The organism is Pseudomonas sp. AN-B15 (genome assembly GCF_019056475.1).
GTDB classification, from domain to species: domain Bacteria; phylum Pseudomonadota; class Gammaproteobacteria; order Pseudomonadales; family Pseudomonadaceae; genus Aquipseudomonas; species Aquipseudomonas parakoreensis.
Genome location: NZ_CP049737.1, coordinates 3,023,403 through 3,043,141, shown reverse-complemented (window position 1 = coordinate 3,043,141; position 19,739 = coordinate 3,023,403). Strand labels below are relative to the sequence as shown.

At 59.7% G+C, this 19,739-nt stretch carries 22 protein-coding genes; 5 read left to right on the top strand and 17 right to left on the bottom strand.

What is annotated here, in order from left to right; genetic code table 11:
- Nucleotides 1-56: 56 nt before the first annotated feature.
- The 9 genes from GTQ41_RS13655 to GTQ41_RS13615 all read right to left on the bottom strand — a co-directional run bounded on the left by GTQ41_RS13655 (nucleotide 57) and on the right by GTQ41_RS13615 (nucleotide 8,555).
- The gene (locus GTQ41_RS13655; protein ID WP_047294472.1) at nucleotides 57-1,106 is read right to left on the bottom strand and encodes a 3-oxoacyl-[acyl-carrier-protein] synthase III C-terminal domain-containing protein; all 1,050 of its coding nucleotides are present in this window, start codon (nucleotides 1,104-1,106) and stop codon (nucleotides 57-59) included.
- A gap of 180 nt (nucleotides 1,107-1,286) precedes the next feature.
- Entirely contained in the window at nucleotides 1,287-2,180 is an 894-nt protein-coding gene (locus GTQ41_RS13650; RefSeq protein WP_047294470.1) for a LysR family transcriptional regulator, read from the bottom strand.
- Nucleotides 2,181-2,261: 81 nt separating this feature from the next.
- Complete coding sequence (locus tag GTQ41_RS13645) at nucleotides 2,262-3,314, bottom strand: alpha/beta hydrolase (RefSeq protein ID WP_047294467.1); 1,053 nt, start codon at nucleotides 3,312-3,314, stop codon at nucleotides 2,262-2,264.
- Nucleotides 3,315-3,364: 50 nt separating this feature from the next.
- Nucleotides 3,365-4,309, bottom strand: a complete 945-nt coding sequence (locus GTQ41_RS13640) for an alpha/beta fold hydrolase (protein ID WP_174376813.1) — start codon at nucleotides 4,307-4,309, stop codon at nucleotides 3,365-3,367.
- A gap of 121 nt (nucleotides 4,310-4,430) precedes the next feature.
- Nucleotides 4,431-5,207 (bottom strand): carboxymuconolactone decarboxylase family protein, encoded by a 777-nt coding sequence (locus GTQ41_RS13635; protein ID WP_179294982.1) that lies wholly within the window; start codon nucleotides 5,205-5,207, stop codon nucleotides 4,431-4,433.
- A 226-nt stretch (nucleotides 5,208-5,433) separates the two neighbouring features.
- Nucleotides 5,434-5,901 (bottom strand): cupin domain-containing protein, encoded by a 468-nt coding sequence (locus GTQ41_RS13630; RefSeq protein WP_047294465.1) that lies wholly within the window; start codon nucleotides 5,899-5,901, stop codon nucleotides 5,434-5,436.
- A 60-nt stretch (nucleotides 5,902-5,961) separates the two neighbouring features.
- The gene (locus tag GTQ41_RS13625) at nucleotides 5,962-6,954 is read right to left on the bottom strand and encodes an aldo/keto reductase (RefSeq protein WP_047294464.1); all 993 of its coding nucleotides are present in this window, start codon (nucleotides 6,952-6,954) and stop codon (nucleotides 5,962-5,964) included.
- Between the two features lie 24 nt (nucleotides 6,955-6,978).
- Nucleotides 6,979-7,569 carry a flavodoxin gene (locus GTQ41_RS13620; protein WP_047294463.1) on the bottom strand — a complete coding sequence of 197 codons (591 nt, stop codon included), beginning with the start codon at nucleotides 7,567-7,569 and terminating at the stop codon, nucleotides 6,979-6,981.
- Nucleotides 7,566-8,555: an aldo/keto reductase gene (locus tag GTQ41_RS13615; RefSeq protein WP_047294462.1), complete on the bottom strand. Its 990-nt coding sequence runs from the start codon at nucleotides 8,553-8,555 to the stop codon at nucleotides 7,566-7,568. The genes GTQ41_RS13620 and GTQ41_RS13615 overlap by 4 nt, the downstream gene beginning before the upstream one ends.
- A 327-nt stretch (nucleotides 8,556-8,882) precedes the next feature.
- Between GTQ41_RS13615 and GTQ41_RS13610 the strand changes: the two genes are divergently transcribed.
- Nucleotides 8,883-9,554, top strand: coding sequence for a lipopolysaccharide kinase InaA family protein (locus tag GTQ41_RS13610; protein ID WP_047294460.1), 672 nt, complete (start codon nucleotides 8,883-8,885; stop codon nucleotides 9,552-9,554).
- A gap of 130 nt (nucleotides 9,555-9,684) precedes the next feature.
- On the opposite strand, the gene GTQ41_RS13605 is transcribed toward GTQ41_RS13610, so the two are convergent.
- Complete coding sequence (locus tag GTQ41_RS13605) at nucleotides 9,685-10,437, bottom strand: SDR family NAD(P)-dependent oxidoreductase (RefSeq protein ID WP_047294458.1); 753 nt, start codon at nucleotides 10,435-10,437, stop codon at nucleotides 9,685-9,687.
- A 109-nt stretch (nucleotides 10,438-10,546) separates the two neighbouring features.
- Here GTQ41_RS13605 and GTQ41_RS13600 point away from each other — a divergent pair, with 109 nt between their 5' ends.
- The gene (locus GTQ41_RS13600; RefSeq protein WP_041063980.1) at nucleotides 10,547-11,464 is read left to right on the top strand and encodes a LysR family transcriptional regulator; all 918 of its coding nucleotides are present in this window, start codon (nucleotides 10,547-10,549) and stop codon (nucleotides 11,462-11,464) included.
- 62 nt (nucleotides 11,465-11,526) lie between these two features.
- Here the strand turns inward: GTQ41_RS13600 and GTQ41_RS13595 are convergent, their stop codons facing one another.
- The 4 genes from GTQ41_RS13595 to GTQ41_RS13580 form a co-directional block, all read right to left on the bottom strand.
- Nucleotides 11,527-12,444 (bottom strand): AraC family transcriptional regulator, encoded by a 918-nt coding sequence (locus tag GTQ41_RS13595; protein WP_047294456.1) that lies wholly within the window; start codon nucleotides 12,442-12,444, stop codon nucleotides 11,527-11,529.
- 81 nt (nucleotides 12,445-12,525) lie between these two features.
- On the bottom strand, nucleotides 12,526-12,783 hold the full coding sequence (locus GTQ41_RS13590; RefSeq protein ID WP_047294454.1) for an Atu4866 domain-containing protein: 258 nt from the start codon (nucleotides 12,781-12,783) through the stop codon (nucleotides 12,526-12,528).
- Between the two features lie 25 nt (nucleotides 12,784-12,808).
- Nucleotides 12,809-13,255, bottom strand: a complete 447-nt coding sequence (locus GTQ41_RS13585; RefSeq protein ID WP_047294453.1) for a hypothetical protein — start codon at nucleotides 13,253-13,255, stop codon at nucleotides 12,809-12,811.
- A 176-nt stretch (nucleotides 13,256-13,431) separates the two neighbouring features.
- Nucleotides 13,432-14,196, bottom strand: coding sequence for an SDR family NAD(P)-dependent oxidoreductase (locus GTQ41_RS13580; RefSeq protein ID WP_047294451.1), 765 nt, complete (start codon nucleotides 14,194-14,196; stop codon nucleotides 13,432-13,434).
- 285 nt (nucleotides 14,197-14,481) lie between these two features.
- Between GTQ41_RS13580 and GTQ41_RS13575 the strand changes: the two genes are divergently transcribed.
- The 3 genes from GTQ41_RS13575 (at nucleotide 14,482) to GTQ41_RS13565 (ending at nucleotide 16,816) form a co-directional block, all read left to right on the top strand.
- On the top strand, nucleotides 14,482-15,426 hold the full coding sequence (locus GTQ41_RS13575) for an AraC family transcriptional regulator (protein ID WP_047294449.1): 945 nt from the start codon (nucleotides 14,482-14,484) through the stop codon (nucleotides 15,424-15,426).
- Nucleotides 15,427-15,604: 178 nt separating this feature from the next.
- On the top strand, nucleotides 15,605-16,339 hold the full coding sequence (locus GTQ41_RS13570) for an SDR family oxidoreductase (RefSeq protein ID WP_047294447.1): 735 nt from the start codon (nucleotides 15,605-15,607) through the stop codon (nucleotides 16,337-16,339).
- A 225-nt stretch (nucleotides 16,340-16,564) separates the two neighbouring features.
- Nucleotides 16,565-16,816 (top strand): hypothetical protein, encoded by a 252-nt coding sequence (locus GTQ41_RS13565; protein ID WP_080963280.1) that lies wholly within the window; start codon nucleotides 16,565-16,567, stop codon nucleotides 16,814-16,816.
- A gap of 42 nt (nucleotides 16,817-16,858) precedes the next feature.
- Here the strand turns inward: GTQ41_RS13565 and GTQ41_RS13560 are convergent, their stop codons facing one another.
- The 3 genes from GTQ41_RS13560 to GTQ41_RS13550 all read right to left on the bottom strand — a co-directional run bounded on the left by GTQ41_RS13560 (nucleotide 16,859) and on the right by GTQ41_RS13550 (nucleotide 19,694).
- Complete coding sequence (locus tag GTQ41_RS13560; protein ID WP_047294443.1) at nucleotides 16,859-17,761, bottom strand: bestrophin family protein; 903 nt, start codon at nucleotides 17,759-17,761, stop codon at nucleotides 16,859-16,861.
- A gap of 180 nt (nucleotides 17,762-17,941) precedes the next feature.
- Nucleotides 17,942-18,898 (bottom strand): 2-hydroxyacid dehydrogenase, encoded by a 957-nt coding sequence (locus GTQ41_RS13555; protein WP_047294441.1) that lies wholly within the window; start codon nucleotides 18,896-18,898, stop codon nucleotides 17,942-17,944.
- A 31-nt stretch (nucleotides 18,899-18,929) separates the two neighbouring features.
- Nucleotides 18,930-19,694 carry an SDR family oxidoreductase gene (locus GTQ41_RS13550; protein WP_047294439.1) on the bottom strand — a complete coding sequence of 255 codons (765 nt, stop codon included), beginning with the start codon at nucleotides 19,692-19,694 and terminating at the stop codon, nucleotides 18,930-18,932.
- Between the last annotated feature and the right edge of the window lie 45 nt (nucleotides 19,695-19,739).

Here is a 19,739-nt window from a genome sequence, read left to right as displayed (position 1 = left end):
CAGTTTGATCATGGACGAACAACTTGCCGCCTCACGACGGCAAGTTGCATCAGGCCCTACAAGGTAAACGACAGCGCGGAGAAAACCATCCCGCCGCTGCCCGCCCAGCCCATGCAAAACTGCCCGGTCTCGGCTTCGCCGCGACTCATCGCATCGAAGATGCCGTAGGGGATGGACGCGGTAATGATGTTGCCGGTTTTATGCCCGACATGGTGCAGCTTGTGATCAATACCGATCAGTTGCCCAATGTGCTCCCACATCTTGGGTGAACCGGTATGAATAAATACTTTATGAACATCCGCCGCAGAGACGTTTTGCAAGTTGAAGACTTTTATCGCTTCGTTGCGGCCATCTTCATGCAAGGCTGCTGCGTAGGAATTGAATTGATACTGGCCGCCGGTCGGTGAAATACGCGGAATATCTTCCTCATTGCAGAACAGTTTCCAGTCCGGCAGGGAGATGGTCGACAAGTCACTCAAGTCCGGCCGGTTGATGTACGAGAACTTGAAGTTGCCGGGGGCTTCATGACTGAGAATGGTCACCGTGACGGCTTCGCCAATGGTAAAACTCGGAAACTTGTAAGCCAGTTCCGCCGACGACTGTAAAGAGAAGTTCTTGGGCATCACCGGCCCGCCAGCAGACATGCCAAATTCCATATTGACGATCGCCGCGTAGCGAATCTCGCCGGCCTGCATTTTACTGTTGATGACATCCATGGCGGTCACCCAGCCGTTACAGGCGTCCACCACATCGAAGTTTCTGCAGTTCAGGCCCAGCGCCTTGGCGATAAACGTACTGTTGGCCGGCTCGATGAAGCCTCGCGTAACGTTCGGATAGATCAACAGATCCAGGTCGGCCTTGTCGATATTGGCCTGGGCGAGCGCGGAGTTGAATGCTGTCTCCATCAGTTCCATCGGCGTCTCGTCGGCGCCCAGCCAGTGCCGCGTGCCGCTGCCGCTTTTTTCAAGCAACTTGCTGATGGTCTTCAAGGTTTTTGGCAAGTCTTCCTGGAACGTATCCTTAGAGTGTTCCTCGACCAGGTTTATAACGTCTTGATTGCTGATAATGCGTGACGGGAGAATCCCGGACAGCCCAACTATTTTCATATGACTTCCTTGTTGAAAGTATGCATCCGTGGACAATGACTGCGGATGAGCAAACCCTTACTCATCCCTGTAAGGAGCCACTGGCGGCAATACTTTTAGCACAAAGAAAATGCGGATCAAGAAAGTTGTTGGTTATTTTCCTCAATCGAATTGAATCATGATCTGAGTCAATTTAACGCGTCATTCCTTATAAACGAGCGCATCCACCACAACCCCGAACGCTGAGGAATGTTCACGACGATTCGGGTAGTAAAGGTGGTAACCGGCAAACGGTTGGCACCAATCCTCAAGTACGCGCACCAGTGTGCTGTTGGCCAACTGGCTGATGACCATGTCTTCCGGCAGAAACGCCAGCCCGCAGCCTGCCTCCGCCGCACGCAGGATCGGCATGCTGCTGTTGAACGTCCATTGCCCCTCGACGCGCGCCTTGAGTTCGTGACCGTCTTTTTCAAAATCCCATTGCATCAGGCTGCCATGGGTGGGCAGGCGCAGATTGATGCAGTTGTGCGCAGCCAGATCGCTCGGTGCCTGCGGGATCGGTCGGTGCTTGAAATACTCGGGAGAACCCACTACCGCGATGCGCAATGACGGGCCGATCGGCACGGCAATCATGTCCTTCGCCACCTGATCGCCCAGACGCACGCCGGCGTCATAGCGCTGTGCAACGATGTCGGAAAGGGCGTAGTCGACGGTGATTTCGACCTTGATGTCCGGGTAAGCGGGCAGCACCTTCAACAGCTTCGGCCAGAGGATATTGTTGGCGGCATGTTCGGACGCCGAGATCCGCACATTACCGGCCGGGGTGTCGCGAAATTCACTGACCGCAGCCAGTTCCAGTTCGATCTCATCGAAGCGCGGCGCCATCGACTGATACAAGCGCTGGCCGGCCTCGGTCGGCGAAACGCTGCGTGTGGTTCGCGTCAGCAGGCGCACGCCCAGCCGAGTTTCAAGGGCGCGCATGGTGTGGCTCAGCGCCGACTGCGAGACGCCCAGCTGTGCGGCTGCGCGGGTAAAACTGCCTTCGCGGGCGATCACCACGAAGGCTTGCAGGTCGTTGAGGTTGGCGCGGGACATTGATGAGGGCCTCTCATGAGGGACGCGGGATTATTCCATGAAAGCAGGTTGCGCATGGATGCGCGACCCTCAAGGCGCTCATCACAGGGTACGTGCGTAAAATTCGCTCAGTTTGCCAATCGCCGCATCAACATATTGCGGCACCCAGTAGGTTTCGATGTGTGTCGCGCCATCGACAATGAACACTTCCTTGTCCGTGGTGCCGGTGGCTTTGGGGAAGGCATCCTGAGTCATGTACAGGCTGTCGGCCTTGCTGCCGGCGATCATCAGCAAGGGTTGATTGATCAGTTCAATGTGGTCGGTGGCGTCGAAACGCATCAAATCCAGCAAGCTGCTGGTGGTGTATTTGAAAGTCGAGTTGGGGTGTGCGTGGGTTTTCCAATAGTACTCGTAGCCCTGGCGATAAAGTTCGAAGGGCAGTTTGGCTATCTGCTCATCGGTGAGGTTGGCATCGCCCGAATACAGCACCGCACCGCCGGCCGCTTCCTGCGCGCGGGCTGCTGATGCCTGTTGCAAACGTTGCTGGATGCTGTCGATTTGCGAATCGTTGTAGCCGTTGCGGCGTACCCGGCCCGAGTTGAACATGCTTACGGTCGCCAGCGATTTGAAGCGTTTATCGGTTTGCGCCGCCGCCAACGAATAGCCGCCACCGCCGCAGATGCCGAGCAGGCCCAGACGCTTGTCATCGACACCGGCAAACTGGCTGATGAAGTCGGCCATGCCGTGGATGTCTTCGATGCGATACGCCGGTTTATCGATGCTGCGCGGCTGACCACCGCTGGCGCCCTGATAGGCTGCATCGGCCGTGATGGTGATGTAACCCTGTTCCGCCAGACGCTGGGCATACAGACCGGCAACCTGTTCTTTGACGCCGCCATTGGGGTGTGCAACGACCACGGTCGGGTAAGTCTTTTTCGCGTCGTAGTTGGCCGGGGTGTACACGTTGGCGGCGATGTCCAGACCATTGAGCGTGTACTTGACCGGGTGGATATTGACCTTGCCCGGTTCGTTCTTGCTGATTGCGCCGTCGTAGGCGAGGGTGAAAGGGTTCTTTTTGTAGTCGGCGGCCAAGGCCTCGCCCGCCGAGAGGCCGACCAATGCCGACATGAGCGTGGCTTTGAGAGTGTTCTTCACGTGAAGCTCCTGAGCAATCAATTAGGGCGGCAGTTGCAAAAGTGTTGGGGTCAGTCCAGCTGTTTTTCTTTGAGGAATTGCGCGACCAGGTCAGCGATCTGCACGTTGTTCAGATCCGACATGGGGAAGTGGGTGTTGCCGTGAATGCCAATCTCCGGCAGGTGGATCAGTCGCACATCACCGCCATGTCGATTGACCGCGTCACGCCAGAGCCGGGCCATCTTCAAGCGTGCGCGCCAACTGTCCTGAGCAGGCAGGTCGACGGCCTGTTCCGGGATGTTGTCGCCGTAGAGGATCAGAATCGGAATGCGCGTCAGCGCCATGAATTGCTCCATGGGCACCGCTGCGCCTTGCACCGTGTCGAACGCGCTGGGAATCGGCGCCGGCACTTCACCGTCAGCAAACACGAAACTGCTGCCCGGTTCGAATGCCACGATGGCTTTGACCTTGTCGTTCTTGATCGCCGTCAACCAGCCCGGCCCGCCACCTTGCGAATGGGTGAACAAAATCCCCGGGCCGATTTTGTCGAACAGCGCCGACACGCCATCGGAGACCACGCCCATGTCGAACGGCCCGGTGTTTGGTGTCATCGCCCGGAAAAACTGCTCGCGGGTTTGTGCGTCCTGTGCCACTTGCACGCCATTGAAGTAGTTGGGCCACAGGCCGATGCGGAACTGGTTGAACCACAGTTGTTCGTCAGGCACAGGCTTGAGTGTGGTCTCGACCATGCTGCGTCCGGCATCGCCACGCCGAGGCTGATCGATCAGATAGACGCCGTAGTGACGGCGCAGAAAGATGTTCTGAAACCCCTCGCGGCCATCGGCAGTGGTTTCCCAGGTCTTGGAAAATTGCCCCGCGCCGTGCCACATGACGATGGGCAGTTTTCGCGCATCGACCGGGATCTGATAGAACGCGTAGGCGTGGTCACCGTGGTAAGTCTGGCCGTTGGGCGCCATCGGTTGGCGCGGGTTGAAAGTGCCCGGTGCCGTGATCATCGTTCCGCCAGCGGCGAAGCTGCCTTGCTTCTGGATCAGCAGCGGGCCTTCGGAAGGGTTTGCGCAGGCCGCCAACAGGCTCAACAGTGAGAGGCACACCAAATGTTTTGCAGCTTTCATGTCATGCCCCCGAAGCTGCGAGGGCTTGGGTCAGCGCGCTGTCGGCACGTTCAGCCGTCTGCGCATCGCCGTGTTTTTTCAGCAGCTCGGTAACCTGGCGCAACTGTGCCGCGCTGAGACCGACGCGCAGGCTCGCCGCCATGTGCGAGCGCAGCTGCGATTCCACCCCAGGCGTGGCTGCCAGCGCCCCGACAGTCGCCAGTTCGCGGCTTTGCCAGTCGAGGTTGTCGCGCTCGAAGATGTCGCCGAACAAGTGCGTTTGCAGGAACCGGTTGATCACCGGAGCGAACTCGAACACCGGGCCTTTGACCGGGCCGCCGGAGATTCTGGTTTGATTCGCGGTGCCGGCGGCCAGCAGTTCGTCACCGGTCGGGATAGCGCGTCCCGGCTCGCGTCCCGGCGCATCATCGATGCCGCGCTGTTTGCGCGCCTGCACCACCGTCATCAGTTCGTTCAAGGCGTTGAGGCTGCGCGGGAAGCCCACATACGCGTAGAGCTGCACCAGAACTTCGCGGGTTTCGCTGATGGTCAAGCCGGCATCGAGTCCCTGGTTGAGCGCCGCGTTGAGGTGAGGCATGTCGCTGGTCGCCATGAAAGCCGCGATCAGTGGAATCGCTTGTTGTTGGCTCGACAATGTCGTTGCGCTGGCGGGTGTCTTGGTCATGGTTTGCGCTGCCTCGGCTGCTTGAGTGGTAACGCTGAAGATCGCCGCAACCCCCAGACAAAGCGCCATGAGTGCGGGGAGGGCGGTGCACTTGCGTGCGTCAGTGGTCATCATGAAAGGCTCCATCCATTGCAGGTCACTGCGGTGTTGCTGGATCGTACGGAGGATGGTGGTGGCGATTAACCCCGAAAAGGCGCATGGACTCCTGAGCAAAACTCATGAGTCAACGTTGCCATCACCGCTGGAGTCCTGACTCGGCCCCGCTGTTACGGGGCCCGGAGGTCAGATGATGGTTGGCTGGAAGAGTACCGAGTGAACAACTTCGACACATTCTGTAACTTCATTGGCCGGCGTATTGCGCCTCCGAGACCTGTTCCGCCCAGGTGACGGTCTGGCCGTCTTCGGCTTCAGCGATGGCGATGTGGGTCATGCCACTGTTGGCCGTGGCGCCGTGCCAGTGCCGGGTGTTCGGCGGAATCCAGACAGTGTCGCCCGGACGGATTTCCTGACGCGGGCCACCCTCTTGCTGCACATAGCCAACGCCAGCGGTGACGATCAGTGTTTGCCCCAGCGGATGGGTGTGCCACGCCGTGCGTGCGCCAGGTTCGAAGGTCACCGTGCCGCCGGCGATGCGCGCAGGTGCGTCACCTTTGAACAGGCCATCAACGCGCACCGCGCCGGTAAAGTTTTGCGCCGCGCCCTTGATCGAGGGCTGGGAACCGTTCGGGGTAATGCGGATTTCACTGGCAGCCTGGGCTTCTGCGGTCATGAGTGAGAAAGCCACGAGTGGCGCGATCAATCGGTTCATCGGATCAACTCCGGTCAGGCAATGGAAGCGGCGCCGCACGCAGCGCCGCGTTGGGCAGACTCAAAGTCCGGTCATTTTCAGTGCCGACTCCGGCAGGCGTTCACCGTGCACCTGAATTTGCGCCATCTGCTCTTTGATCACGCGCAGATCATCTGCGCTCAATGGCAACTCGACCGCGCCCAGGTTTTCTTCCAGGCGATGCGGTTTCGTCGTACCCGGGATCGGCACAATCCACGGTTTCTGTGCGAGCAACCAGGCCAGGGCCACTTGTGCCGGCGTGGCGTGTTTGCGTTGCGCGACGGCTTTCACCACATCGACCAGCGCCAGATTGGCCCTGCGCGCTTCAGGGGAAAAGCGCGGGACGACATTGCGGAAATCGCTTGCGTCGAACTGCGTGTGCTCGTCGATCTGACCGGTGAGGAAACCGGCGCCCAGCGGGCTGAACGGAACGAAGCCGATCCCCAATTCTTCCAGCACCGACAGCAGTTCCAGCTCCGGCCCGCGCCAGAACAGCGAATATTCGCTCTGTACCGCCGTGACCGGTTGCACCGCGTGAGCCCGGCGTATGGTCTCAACACCCGCCTCAGACAGGCCAAAATGCTTGACCTTGCCCTCGGCGATCAGCTCCTTGACCGTGCCGGCGACGTCTTCGATGGGCACCTGCGGATCAACGCGGTGCTGATAAAACAGGTCGATGCAATCGGTGCGCAGACGCTTCAACGAGGCCTCGGCCACGGCGCGGATATGCGCTGGACGGCTGTTGGTGCCGCCGCCGCGTGCGCCGGTGATCAGGTCGATATCGAAGCCGAATTTGGTAGCAATGACGACTTGCTCGCGGATCGGCTGCAAGGCCTCGCCCAGCAGTTCTTCATTGGCGAACGGGCCATACGCCTCAGCGGTGTCGAACAAGGTGACGCCTTGCTCGTGGGCCGAACGAATCAGCTTGATCATGCTGGTTTTGTCGGCAGCCGGCCCGTAGGCCGACGTCATGCTCATGCAACCAAGGCCCAGTGCGGACACCTTCAGGCCATTGCCCAACGTGCGGATTTTCATGATGTCACTCCGTACAGAACTCGATTAACGCGTGAGGGGGTGATCGCTCAGCCAGCCATTCACGCGCTCCATGGTCTTGCGCTCTTGCTCACCCTCCATCACAAAACCTTCCAGAACCTTAGTCTTCGGCGCGTGCTTGACGAGCACGCTGCGACTGTTGCCCAAGCCATAACCGCCGTGGGTGTTGAAGGGGATGAGGGTCTTGCCGGTCAGGTCGTGGGCGCTGAGGAAGGTGCGCACGATCGGCGGTGCGGTTTCACCCCAGATCGGAAAGCCGAGATAAATCGTGTCGTAGTCGCTGAGGGCGTGAACCTTGTTTTGCAGTTCGGGTTCGTAGCCGCTGTCACGTTCCTGACGCGCCTGCTCGACGGTTTGCAGATAGTCCTCGGGGTAGGCGTGGGCCGGGCGAATCTCGAACAGATCGGCACCCAGCCCACGCTGGATCAGCCCGGCAACCACGCGGGTATTGCCCGAGCGCGAAAAGTACGCGACCAGAATCCGCGAGCCTGAGCGCGGTGTTTCACTGGCGCCTTGCGTGTCGGCGAGCGACAGCAGCGGAGCGCTGGCCAGTGCGGCGATCACCGTGCGCCGCAGCGGATCGTGATCGTTGCTCATCGACCGACACGCGCTTTAAGGGCCTCGGGATAGCGCTCGCCTTCGATGCGGATCTGCGCCAGCGCAACATCAATCGCCTTCAGCTCGGCGGCATCGAGCGTGATGTCCGCGCCGCCGAGGTTTTCTTCCAGGCAATGCAGTTTGGTCGTGCCCGGAATCGGTACGATCCACGGTGCCTGCGCCAGCAGCCAGGCCAAAGCGATCTGCGCCGGCGTGGCGTGTTTCTGCGCGGCGATCTGGCGAATCAATACCACCAGCCCCTGATTGGCTTGCAGCGCCGCTTGGCTGAAGCGCGGCACGATGCTGCGAAAATCGTCGCTGCCGTAAGTGGCCTCCGCCGACACCGTGCCGGTGAGAAAGCCCTTGCCCAAAGGGCTGAATGGCACGAAGCCGATGCCCAACTCCCAAAGCGTCGGCAGGATTTCCTGTTCGGGCTCGCGCCACCACAGCGAGTATTCGCTTTGCAGCGCCGTGAGCGGCTGCACCGCGTGCGCACGGCGAATGGTCTGTGCACCGGCCTCCGACAGGCCGAAATGCTTGACCTTGCCTTCGCTGATGAGGTCTTTCACCGTCCCGGCGACGTCTTCGATCGGCACGTCCGGATCGACGCGGTGCTGGTAAAGCAAATCGATGTAATCGGTTTTCAGTCGGCGCAGCGAACCTTCGACGGCGACCCGAATACGTTCGGGCCGGCTGTCCAGAGTCTGCTTTGTGTTGTCAGCACCGACGGCGAAGCCGAATTTGGTGGCGATCACGACCTGGTCACGAACCGGGGACAGCGCCTCGCCGACGACTTGCTCATTGAGATAAGGGCCGTAGAACTCGGCGGTATCGAAGAAGGTGACGCCTAGATCAACGGCCGTGCGAATCAGCGAGATCGCTTGCGGCGTTTCTGTCGCTGGACCGTAGCCATGGCTCAAGCCCATGCAGCCAAAGCCCAAAGCTGACACTTGCAGTGAACTGTTTCCGAGTGTGCGCTTGTGCATGTCGATCTCCCGTCAGACGTTGGGAGCACAGTAAGCGAGCTGATTTAAGGGCACTAGAGGGGTAAATCGGCAAGGGTTTATGAGGCTAACTCATCAGTCACTCGATGTGTCGACCGCGCTCTGCCGGCATCTGAATGTGACGTTGCGAGCAACGGTCTCCCAGAAGGGATAAATACCTTCCATGCCAATTTCTGTCACATCGTTGCGTAAAAGCCTCAAGATGGCCCTAACATCCGCGATAAATAGGGAACTATTAACGTCCACAAATAGACTGAGCTGCTGTTGCGACGTCGCACGAAAGAATTTCTACAAAAAATGGAGCACACAATGGGCAGGGCACGCGATGAGTTTGATTTTTGGTGGGGTACGTCCGGGTCGTGGGTGGAACCGCCGAATGTGCGCCGCAGCGGCACCAGCGGTGTCCAGCTGATTGTTCAAGGTGACAAGACGTTTTTTGTAAAGCGTCAGACCGGCCATTTGTTCCGCAGTCTGCGTTACCCCACTGGCCGACCCACCGCATTGCGTGAAGGCGTTGCCCTTTCAAGACTCGAAGAGCTGGGCGTGAATGCGCCAAGACCGGTATTTTATGGCGCGAGAAAAGTTGACGGTCTATGGCAGGGTGTTCTGGTTACCGAAGACCTGGGCGGCTTCATCGATCTGGATACCTGGTATGGCCAGGGCGCTGCAAGCCTGTTGACCACAACGCAACATCTGCGACTGCTTGAACGTTTAGCGCAAATGCTGGCGCGGCTGCACTCGGGCAAATGGCAGCACGGTTGCATGCGTTCCAAACACATCTTTATCAAGGCCTCGATTACCGACGCTGACTTCGATTTCGAACTGGCGCTGCTTGACCTGGAGAAGTCTCGCGGTCGTGCTACGGCAATGGGCGCGGCGCGTCACGACATTCCTCAACTCAGACGGCATTCTTTCTGGGATGAGTCGCAGTGGCGGCATTTCCTTTCCTGCTACGAGCAAGCCCTTGGCAGAACCCTGTAAGACGGTAGTGCGGCAGTGACTCCAGCTCAATCTGCGTCTGACAACAGCACCAGCGAACGCCGTCCGGGTTGGTACTGGGCGCGTTCAGGTGTGGGTTGGCGGGCGACCGCAACAGTCGCCCGCTGACTGCTCAGATTTGCGCCTGGCCGCCGTCAACAAACAGCTCGATACCGTTGACGAAACTGGCGTCATCCGAGGCCAGGAACAACGCGGCGCTGGCAATTTCATCAGCCTCACCGACGCGCCCCATGGGGATCAGCGACGCCAGGTAGTCGAGCAAGCCCTGCTGTTGAGCGGCATCAGGGCCGGCCAAATCAACCAGGCCAGGCGTGCGGGTGGCGCCGGGGCTGATGGTGTTGATGCGCACCTGGCGGTCTTTCAAATCCAGAATCCAGTTGCGGGCAAATGAGCGCACGGCGGCCTTGGACGCGGCGTACACACTGAAGGCGGCGGTGCCCGAGCTGCCCGCCGTAGAGCCGGTGAGAATCACCGAGGCTTTTGGGGCCAGCAGCGGCAGCGCCTTTTGCACAGTGAACAGCACGCCTTTTACGTTGCGATTGAAGGTGTCGTCGTACTGCTGCTCCGTGATGTCACCCAGTGGCAGCATGGATCCACCGCCGGCATTGGCGAACAGCACATCGATCCGACCGTGGGTCGCGCCAATCTGGCGATACAACGCGTCCAGCTGATCAAGGTTGGTGGAATCCACCTGCACGCCGGTGGCGTTGCCGACCGCGGTAACAGCCGCGTCCAGTTCGGCTTGGCGACGGCCGGTGATATAGACATGAGCGCCTTCTTGAGCGAAGCGTTTGGCGGTGGCCAGACCGATGCCCGTAGTGCCGCCGGTGACCAATGCAATTTTGCCTTCGAGTTTGTTAGTCATGGTGTTTCTCCCGTATTTCGATTGAGTGAGTTGCGGTGTGGGAGAAGCTTATCGACGAAGAAAAGCTTTCAAAATAGAATTGTCTGAAACCTATCGTTGCAGAAATGAAATGAGCAGACTTCCGGATTTCGAAGGGTTGGCAATGTTTGCCAAGGTGGCCGAAGAGGGCTCGTTCGCCGGCGCGGCGCGCGTCATGAGCGTGTCGGTGCCAACGGTATCGCGGGCGGTCGCGCGGTTGGAGGCGCGCCTGGGTGGGCGCTTGTTCAACCGTACGTCGCGGCAACTGGCACTTACTGAATTCGGCGCGAGCATGGCGGCCAAGGCGGGTGAGATTTATCGGCAGGCTGAAGAGGTGGAAAGCGAGGCTCAGGATTTGTCGGTCCAGCCCCGCGGCCAAGTACGCTTGGCGATACCCATGTCGTTTGGCTTGCGTTGGGTGGCACCGCTGATGCCGCAGTTGCTGCGCCAGTATCCCGAGCTGTCGATTGACCTGCACCTTTCAGATGCCTCGGTAGACCTGATCGCCGAGGGCTTCGATGCCGCCTTGCGCATCGCCGTATTGCCGGATTCCTCGCTGGTTGCACGGCGCCTGTGTGCCGTTACTCAATACCTGGTCGCTTCACCGGCTTATCTGGACGCTCATGGCCACCCTGGCCACCCCCGCGAACTGGCGTCCCGCACGTGCCTGAGTTATGCCTACCGCGCCCGCAGCCAAGTGTGGCGGTTCACCCATCAAGACGGCAGCGAAGAAGACGTGGTGCCCAGCGGCCCGCTGAGAGTGACCAACTCGGATGCGTTATTGCCGGTGTTGCTTGAGGGCTTGGCTATCGCCGAACTGCCGGAGTTTATTGCCAGCGAGTACCTGAAAGACGGGCGCTTGGTGGTGGTGCTACCGCAATGGAGCATGGCCCGTGGCGGTTTGTATTTCGTCACCCCCTCGGCGCGTACACGGCCGGTAAAGATCAAAGCGCTGTCGGACTTTTTTGCCGAACATTTAAGCCAGCCCGAATGGCGATGGCCGTCATGAAAAATGCCGTGCAATGACTTCAGCATCAGCTCGAGGCCACCCATTCGCCGCCGGTCAGTCGTTCACGCAGGGTGGCGCACCCGGCTGGCATCTCTTGATGGCGGACACCCGAACTGACGACTGTATTCCCGGCTGAATTGCGAGGGGCTTTCGTAGCCCACTCGATAACAGGCACTCGCCACATCCAGCCCTTCGCCGAGCAGCAGACGGCGGGCTTCCTGCAGGCGCAGTTGTTTCTGATACTGCAGCGGACTCATGGCCGTCACTGCCTTGAAGCGATGATGCAAGGTGGAGTTGCCCAGATTGGCGACCCGGGCGAGTTCTTCAATGCGCAAGGGTTGGGTGTAGTGGTTGTTCAACCAATCGATTGCCCGCGTTACCCGACGCGTTTGCGAGTCACCGAGGGCAAGCTCATACAGACGACGTCCGTGTACGCCCCGCAGCAGGCGGTAATACAGCTCCCTCAATGCCAGAGGCGCGAGCATGCCGATGTCTTTCGGTGTTTCCAGCAGCCGGACCAGCCGCAGCATGGTTTCCAGCAGGGGCACATCGACCTTTTCCAGGAACAGGCCAAGCTCCGGCTCGTCCGGGACGCCCGTCGGAGGGGCATCGGCGATGACCTGCGCAATTTCCGTGGCCTCGAAATCAAAGCGGATACACAGGTAGGGCGCCTCCGGACTGGCCATCAGCACACGCCCGGACACTGGAAGCGTCACCGATACCACCAGGTAACTCAGCGGATCGTACAGGTAATGGTCGTCACCCAGGCCGATTTCCTTTTGTCCTTGCACGATCAGGCACAGTGCCGGCTTGTGCACGGTATGGATAAGCTCTGAGGGGGCGTCGAAACGGATGACATGCAAGGGCGCTATCGCGGTTTCATAGACTCCGGGCGTGGAAAAGCGCTGTGTCAGCAGGCGAACCAGTTCGTCACGGTAAATGGCTGTGTTTTGCAGAATGAAAGCGTCGCTCTGTTCCATTTCAAGGCTCTCACAAGTATTCATGAGCGTTTGCCCGGAACTGTCCAGGCGAACGACATTCATCCGACATCATCAAAGTGCTCATTGCCGATAGAGGATCATGCCGGCGTGATAGAGCACGTCGTCATGAAAATGCCCGTCAGCGGTGAAGCCGGTGTCGTCCCAGTACTGGATGTAATCACCGACCAGTTCGTAGCGGCCCTGATAGGCGCTCTTATTTTTACCACGGGCCTCGTCGTAACGCCCAGTCGTCAGAAGCTCGTGACGGATGAATCCGTCAGCGGTGACCCACATGCCCGCGTAACGATGATCCTGAGTGGTTTTCCCGGCATTTTTCATCAGCTTTTCTCCGCGATTGTCCGGCTTAGCAGATACGACCCAAAGCCGTGTGATCAGAGCCGTCTTCGGCCACGCGAAACCCCGGTGTGCGGTCACTGCCACCTTCAGTTACGCGCATGCCGGGAGTGCGGTCCGAACCATCCTCGGCAACCCTGAAGCCGGGGGTGCGGTCACTGCCGCCTTCACTTACGCGCATGCCGGGGGTGCGGTCCGAACCATCCTCGGCAACCCTGAAGCCGGGGGTGCGGTCACTGCCGCCTTCACTTACGCGCATGCCGGGAGTGCGGTCCGAACCATCTTCGGCGACCCTGAAGCCGGGAGTGCGGTCACTGCCGCCTTCGCTCACCCGCAGGTTGGGAGTTCGATCAGCACCATCAGCGGCCAGGTTAAGACCGGTGGAGGAAACGTTCATCGCGCAGGCCAGCATCGCGCTGATCACCAGAGAAAGGGAAAGCCGTTTTGCGTTTTTCATTGTTCAGTCCTCATTGACGTTGTTCATCTGAGTGGCCTGCCGTGGCCTGTGTCTGCGTCCGTTGCGTGCTTTCAGATTACGTAGCCGCGCCGGGCGGTGTTAGGACGAAACTGCCGCAGATTTGCCTGATCCTCTCGGGCTTGTCGGGCATGTCGTGCGGCGCCTTGTGCTGCGGCTCAGCCGGCCGTGACAGTCATGCCGCCGTCGGCCATGACCACCGAACCGACCATGAAACTGGCGCGATCCGAGGCGATGAAGGCGACCACTTCGGCGATCTCTTCCGGCTGGGCGGCGCGACCGATTGGTGCGGCCTCGCCATGTTGGGCGAGAAACGCAGGGCCATCGTCGACCACATTGTTGAGGATGTTGGTCACCACATCGCCGACGCCAACGGCGTTGACGCGGATGCCGTGGCCAATGACCTCAAGCGCCAGGGTCCGCGTCAGTTGCGCGAGCGCGCCTTTGGAAGCGGTGTAGGCGGCGATGGTAGGGAAGGCGAAATAGGAGGCGTAGGACGCGATGTTGACGATCGATCCGGATTTGTTGGGCATCATCGCTTTGACGGCCTCCCGGCTATGCAAAAATGCCGCGGTGGCATTCACTGCCTGAATCCGTTCCCAGTCTTCGCGGGTCATGTCGATGACCAATTTGTTGATGATGATGCCGGCGTTATTGACCAGAATGTCCAGCCGGCCAAATTGCTCGACGGCCAGGTCGACTGCGCGCTCGGCGGTACCGTCCTGCGAGATGTCAGCCACCAGTGGCACCAGACCTGGGCGGGCCAGCGCTTCCACCTCAGGGTTTATATCTTCGGCAATGACCTGAGCGCCGCGGGCATGCAGCAGCAGTGCGATGGCCTTGCCGATGCCACTGGCCGCGCCAGTGACCAGCGCGACTTTACCGGCCACTTCGTTTGGGGTGCTGTTCTTGATATCAGTCATGATGTTCTCCAGCGTTTTGATCAAGTAGGGATAAGCCGTGTTGGCGCTTGCAAGGCGCTGTCATCGGCGACGGGTCTACTGTCTCGCAGCGGGCGGAGGTCGGCGTTCGTGAGATTGCCCAGACTGTCGGGGTTTTGCGCCGAATGTCAGTGAGGGCGGTTCAGTGCTCGATTCAACCCACGGGAAAAGCCCGATATCATCGAGCCGGTCTACGTGACGCGGAGCACGGGCAAGCCCATCCGACCTGCCTGGCTTTGCACCGCTGAATCCGCAAAGGACGATTTCATGGCCAATACCGGACGCACCTCCCTGGAACCGATGTCGACGTCATCTCGTGACCTGCGCATCACCGGCGAGTCAATGGCTGACTACCTGCCAGGCGAGCCGCAGGCGTTACCATCACGCCTGGAAATCAAGGACATTGTCATTGCGCTGTTTACCCATCGCAGCGTCAGTGAGCCCATTCTTGTGCCTGCCGTGGTGGAACCGCTGCTCGTTCTGGTTCTGGCGGGGGCGGCGAGGGTGGAGGAGCGCGCACTGGGTGGAGAGTGGGAAGCTGCGGAGGTCAGTGCCGGCGATTTTTTCCTCACCAGCTCCGATGAGCCCTATGAAATGCGTTGGCAGACGCATGAAGGCGATACCTTCGAAGTCATGCACCTTTATCTGGGACTGCCGTTGTTCGAGCAGGCGTCTCGGGAACTGTCAGGTGAGCACGCCGAGCCTGTGCGTTTGCGCGATGTTTCAGGGGCGCGTGACGAGCGCGTCGCTTTTGTCATGGAGCAGTTGCGTACCGAACTGGTCACTGAACGCTCGCCAAGTGCCCTTTTTTCCCGCTCCCTGGCGCAGGCACTGGCCGTGCATCTGGTGCGCAGCTATCGCGCCGAAAGTCAGCCCGGACGCCGGGTGAACGCTCTGCAAGCCTACAAGTTGCGCAAAGTCACTGACGCCATGAGTGCGCATCTGGACGCTGATTTCAGCCTGGCAAAGCTGGCCAGTCTTGCCGAACTGAGCGAGTACCACTTCAGCCGCCTTTTCAAACGTGCGACCGGGACTTCGCCGTCGCAGTACTTCATTCGCTTGCGCATGATTCGTGCGCGGCACCTGCTGCTGGAAACCCGCCTTAGCATCATCGATATCGGACTCGAGGTCGGTTACTCAAGCCCCAGTCACTTCTCTCAGGTCTTTCGGCGTGAAGTGGGCGTAACCCCCAGCGAGTTCCGTGGCGCCTGAGCGGCGCTTCATTACAAATGTGCGGCGATGCACACAGACACGAATAGGCAAAAGTTGCGCAGGTTTCGGCACGCGTCGAGCAGGTCTGTGCCCTTAATCTTTTCGACACACCCAGCAGCAACGACCGCCCTCTGGTGGTCAGTGCTGAACTTCAATGCAGACAGCAGGAGCTACGGATATGTCGAACATTCAAAACAAAGTCGTCCTGATTACCGGTGCAAGCAGTGGCATTGGCGAAGCGGCAGCCAGGTTGATCGCCGCCAAAGGCGCGCATGTGGTCCTCGGTGCCCGCCGTACCGAGCGTCTGGACAAACTGGTCAGCGAGATCCACGCCGAGGGTGGCTCAGCCAGTGCCTGTGCACTGGACGTTACGGATCTGCAATCGATGCACGCATTCGTGGCATTCGCCAAGGCGCAACACGGCAAGGTCGATGTGATCATCAACAACGCGGGCGTGATGCCGTTGTCTCCACTGGCCTCGTTGAAGGTCGACGAATGGAACCAGATGCTTGATGTCAACGTTCGCGGCGTACTGCACGGTATTGCCGCCGTCTTGCCGGACATGCAGGCGCAAGGTTTCGGTCAGGTGATTAATATCTCATCGATTGGGGGCCTCGCGGTTTCCCCGACAGCAGCGGTGTACTGCGCGACCAAATTCGCCGTCAGGGCGATCTCGGATGGTCTGCGCCAGGAAACGGACAAAATCCGCGTCACTGTGGTGTGCCCGGGGGTTGTTGAATCCGAGTTGGCGGACACGATTTCGGATGATGTGGCCCGCGAAGAAATGAAAGCCTTCCGGCGTGTGGCGCTCAACGCAGATGCCATTGCGCGAGCGCTCGCCTATGCCATCGAGCAGCCTGACGATGTTGATGTCAGTGAGATTGTGGTTCGTCCGACCGCCAGCCCGCACTGAGTGGTCTTGGACGCAAGGTGATTCGGAGGCAATCGTGCTCTGGTGCGTGCTCGGCACACAAGTCACGCACCAGACACGTCTGGGTCATTGCCCCTGACCGCCGCCAAGGCGCTGTGTCGAGTCAAATAATCTGAACCCCGCCCGAACGCCCACGCCTAACGATCAGCTTGTGTTCATTCGCACAGGCACGGTGCCAATACCGGCACATTTCGAGAGGTGGTCAACGTGGCTAAAGACGAGAAGAAAAGCAAAAAAGACGATGCTTCGAAAGCCAGCAAGGACTTGAAAGACAAAAAGTCCTCGCCGGAAAAGAAATCGGCGGCAGCTTCGGCGCTTTCCAAGTCTTCCGACAAGAAAGACAAGAAAGACAAGAAGAAAGACGCCGAACCGAAAAAATCTGCCAAGAAAGCCGATAGCAAGCCGGAAAAGGCCAAGGACGCAAAGAAGGCTGACAAGCCGGCGAAAAAGAAAAAGTAATACTGCGACTCGCCAGGGCGTCATGCCTTGGCGTGCATGTGTTTAAACAGTCGCTTCAGCCCTGCGCGCATCCCCCAATGAATCACGCTGCATCGACTGCAGGTTTTTCTCGATGGTTTCGCACAGGGCCTCCATCTGAATCTGGTGCTCGCTGTGACGAAACGGGCTTTGCAGATCGGTGCCGATGCGCTCGATGGCCAGCAACATGAAGCCCACCACGGTCGAGGCCAGCGGCGTGAACCAACCCAGTGATTCCACCAGTCCAACCGGCACAATCAGGCAGAACAGCGAGATAAACAGGCGCGGGAAATACACGTAAGGGTAGGGCAGCGGGGTATTGGCGATCCGCTCCATCCCGCCCTGGCTGTTGGACAGCTCGACCATGGTCGATTCCAGCCGCGCCAGGCGAATGCTGTCCAGACGCCCGGCCTTGTATTCCCGGGCCAGCAACGATGCAGAGCCGGTGAGGATGTCGTTGGCGAAGTTGTTGGTGGTGCCGCTGCGGGCGAATTCATCTGCCGGGATAAACGCGCGGACTTCCTCCGGGCAAGGCTGACCTTGCAGGTGCGCGGCAAGGCAATTGACGTAAGCCACATGGCGGCGCAACAGCGTCGCCTTCACCGGGTTGATTTCGTTCTGCGGATCATCCAGCAGCGTCAGCACCTGTCGGGCGAAGCTGCGCGAACTGTTGATCATCATGCCCCACAGGGTGCGCGCTTCCCACCAACGGTTGTACGCGCTGCTGTTGCGGAAACTGATCAGCACCACCAGCGCCGAACCGAGCAGCGTCAGCGGCATCAGCGGCAGGTTGATCTTGGCGTTGAGGAACAACATGAAGTCGACGGTGACGGCGATGTCCCAGAGCAACAGCCAGAACAGCGACCAGCCCACGTAGCCCATGGTCTTGATGATCAAGCGGTATTTTTTGACGATGGTGGCTTTCAAACGGAAACCTCGTGGCGAGCGGTCAACAATTACGTCTTAGCTCGGACGGTGTTTTCGCCATAAAGGTTCGATGGCTGGCCGCATCCGTCAAACGAGGGCAACGCAGGTCACGCTGACAGGCCTTATGCCAGGGCGCACCTGCGACGCTTTCGAGCAGAGTCGGAGGATGTCTGACTACCGCTAGCCGGTGACGCACCCTTGTGGTGTTTTTCCGGCGAAGCTGTCGAGCAGACTCGCCACGACCATTTCGCCCATTCGTGTGCGCGTCTGCAGCGTTGCGCTGGCGCGATGGGGCTGCAACACCACCTGTTCGTTGGCGAACAGCGCCTCAGGCACATTCGGTTCGTCGACAAACACATCCAGCGCCGCACCGGCAATCTCGCCGGCCTTGAGGGCTGCCACCAGATCCTCTTCGTTGACCAGCTTGCCCCGCGCCACGTTGATCAGGTACCCATCTTTGCCCAGCGCCTGCAGCACCTGTGCATCGATAATCGCCTCGGCTTTATCGGCGGCGGCTGCCAGTATCAAGGCATCGCTGTCGCGGGCCAGTTGCTTGAGGTCAGCCACGAAGGTGTGGCTGACATCGTTCATCGGTTGCAGATCGGTGTAACTGATCGGGCAACCGAACGCAGCCGCCCGCACTGCCACAGCGCGGCCGACCCGGCCCATGCCCACAATGCCGATGCGCATGCCGGAGACCTGGCGAGCCAGTGGCAGCGGTGCCAGCGGTGTCGGGCTCTGCGGCCACTGGCCGGAGCGCACATAACGGTCGCTGGTACACAGACCGCGACACACGGCGATGAGCAAGCCGATCGCCAGATCGGCGACGTCCTCGGTCAGCGCACCGATGGTTGCGGTGACGCGGATCCCGCGATCCCGGGCGTAAGCCAGGTCTACTGCATCGGTGCCGACGCCATTGACGGCCACCACTTCCAGTTTCGGCAGTTGCGCCATCAGCGCTTGGCTGATCCCCGTATGGCCACCGGTGATCACGCCACGGATATTGGCCCCGTGCTCGTGCACATACGCCGCTTTGTCAGCCTGCTCAAAGTAACGTCTGATCGTAAACAGTTCGCTGAGACGGGCGTTGATTTCAGGAATCAGGATCGGGCTGAGCTGCAGGACTTCTGGCTTCATGTAAACCTCACTTACTCGATAAAAGGCCGGCTTAACCGCGACCGGCGAAAGGCATGGCCGTGGCCATGACTGTCATGTTCAGGACGTTGGCCGACAGTGGCAGGGCCGCGATATAGCGCACGGCATCAGCCACATGTTTGACGTCTACCATCGGCTCCACGGCGATGCTGCCGTTGGCCTGGCGCACACCTTTGGTCATGCGCACCGACATTTCGGTGAGGGCGTTGCCGATATCGATCTGGCTGCAGGCGATATTGAATTCGCGACCGTCCAGTGCCAGCGACTTCGTCAAGCCGAGCACGGCATGTTTGCTGGCGGTGTAGGCGCTGCTGAACGGGCGTGGTGTATGAGCCGAGATCGAGCCGTTATTGATGATCCGCCCACCCTGCGGTTGCTGGCGGCGCATCAGCCCGAAGGCACCACGGGCGCAGAGGAAAACGCCGTTGAGGTTGGTGTCGATCACGTTGCGCCACTGCTCGAACGTCAGTTCATCCAGGGGAACGGCGGGGGCATTGACCCCGGCGTTGTTGAAGACCACGTCAAGGCGTCCATAGACTTCGGCGATGGTCGCAAACAGCACATCGACACTGGCCGGGTCACGCACATCGGTAGGCACCGCCAACGCCTGATGGCCTTGCAGGGCTGCCATGGCGACCAGTTCCTGCAACGGTTCCGGTCGGCGGCCGGCGAGTACCACGGTGTAACCGTCGGCCATCAGACCTAGGGCCACGCTGCGGCCGATTCCGCTACCGGCACCGGTCACCAAGGCTACCTTCAAAGCTTGAGCGCTCGACATCTTATTGTTCTCCTGTCTAAGAATCAGGTTGGGCGTGGCGCGGGA

Coding starts and splice junctions, on each gene's coding strand:
- GTQ41_RS13640 (WP_174376813.1), bottom strand. CDS start 4,309: ATGATCACGGCACCGGGCACTTTCAACCCGCGCCAACCGATGGCGCCC.
- GTQ41_RS13620 (WP_047294463.1), bottom strand. CDS start 7,569: ATGAGCAACGATCACGATCCGCTGCGGCGCACGGTGATCGCCGCACTG.
- GTQ41_RS13610 (WP_047294460.1), top strand. CDS start 8,883: ATGGGCAGGGCACGCGATGAGTTTGATTTTTGGTGGGGTACGTCCGGG.
- GTQ41_RS13550 (WP_047294439.1), bottom strand. CDS start 19,694: ATGTCGAGCGCTCAAGCTTTGAAGGTAGCCTTGGTGACCGGTGCCGGT.
- GTQ41_RS13655 (WP_047294472.1), bottom strand. CDS start 1,106: ATGAAAATAGTTGGGCTGTCCGGGATTCTCCCGTCACGCATTATCAGC.
- GTQ41_RS13590 (WP_047294454.1), bottom strand. CDS start 12,783: ATGAAAAATGCCGGGAAAACCACTCAGGATCATCGTTACGCGGGCATG.
- GTQ41_RS13630 (WP_047294465.1), bottom strand. CDS start 5,901: ATGAACCGATTGATCGCGCCACTCGTGGCTTTCTCACTCATGACCGCA.
- GTQ41_RS13600 (WP_041063980.1), top strand. CDS start 10,547: ATGAGCAGACTTCCGGATTTCGAAGGGTTGGCAATGTTTGCCAAGGTG.
- GTQ41_RS13605 (WP_047294458.1), bottom strand. CDS start 10,437: ATGACTAACAAACTCGAAGGCAAAATTGCATTGGTCACCGGCGGCACT.
- GTQ41_RS13570 (WP_047294447.1), top strand. CDS start 15,605: ATGTCGAACATTCAAAACAAAGTCGTCCTGATTACCGGTGCAAGCAGT.
- GTQ41_RS13580 (WP_047294451.1), bottom strand. CDS start 14,196: ATGACTGATATCAAGAACAGCACCCCAAACGAAGTGGCCGGTAAAGTC.
- GTQ41_RS13595 (WP_047294456.1), bottom strand. CDS start 12,444: ATGGAACAGAGCGACGCTTTCATTCTGCAAAACACAGCCATTTACCGT.
- GTQ41_RS13625 (WP_047294464.1), bottom strand. CDS start 6,954: ATGAAAATCCGCACGTTGGGCAATGGCCTGAAGGTGTCCGCACTGGGC.
- GTQ41_RS13635 (WP_179294982.1), bottom strand. CDS start 5,207: ATGATGACCACTGACGCACGCAAGTGCACCGCCCTCCCCGCACTCATG.
- GTQ41_RS13575 (WP_047294449.1), top strand. CDS start 14,482: ATGGCCAATACCGGACGCACCTCCCTGGAACCGATGTCGACGTCATCT.
- GTQ41_RS13555 (WP_047294441.1), bottom strand. CDS start 18,898: ATGAAGCCAGAAGTCCTGCAGCTCAGCCCGATCCTGATTCCTGAAATC.
- GTQ41_RS13650 (WP_047294470.1), bottom strand. CDS start 2,180: ATGTCCCGCGCCAACCTCAACGACCTGCAAGCCTTCGTGGTGATCGCC.
- GTQ41_RS13615 (WP_047294462.1), bottom strand. CDS start 8,555: ATGCACAAGCGCACACTCGGAAACAGTTCACTGCAAGTGTCAGCTTTG.
- GTQ41_RS13585 (WP_047294453.1), bottom strand. CDS start 13,255: ATGAAAAACGCAAAACGGCTTTCCCTTTCTCTGGTGATCAGCGCGATG.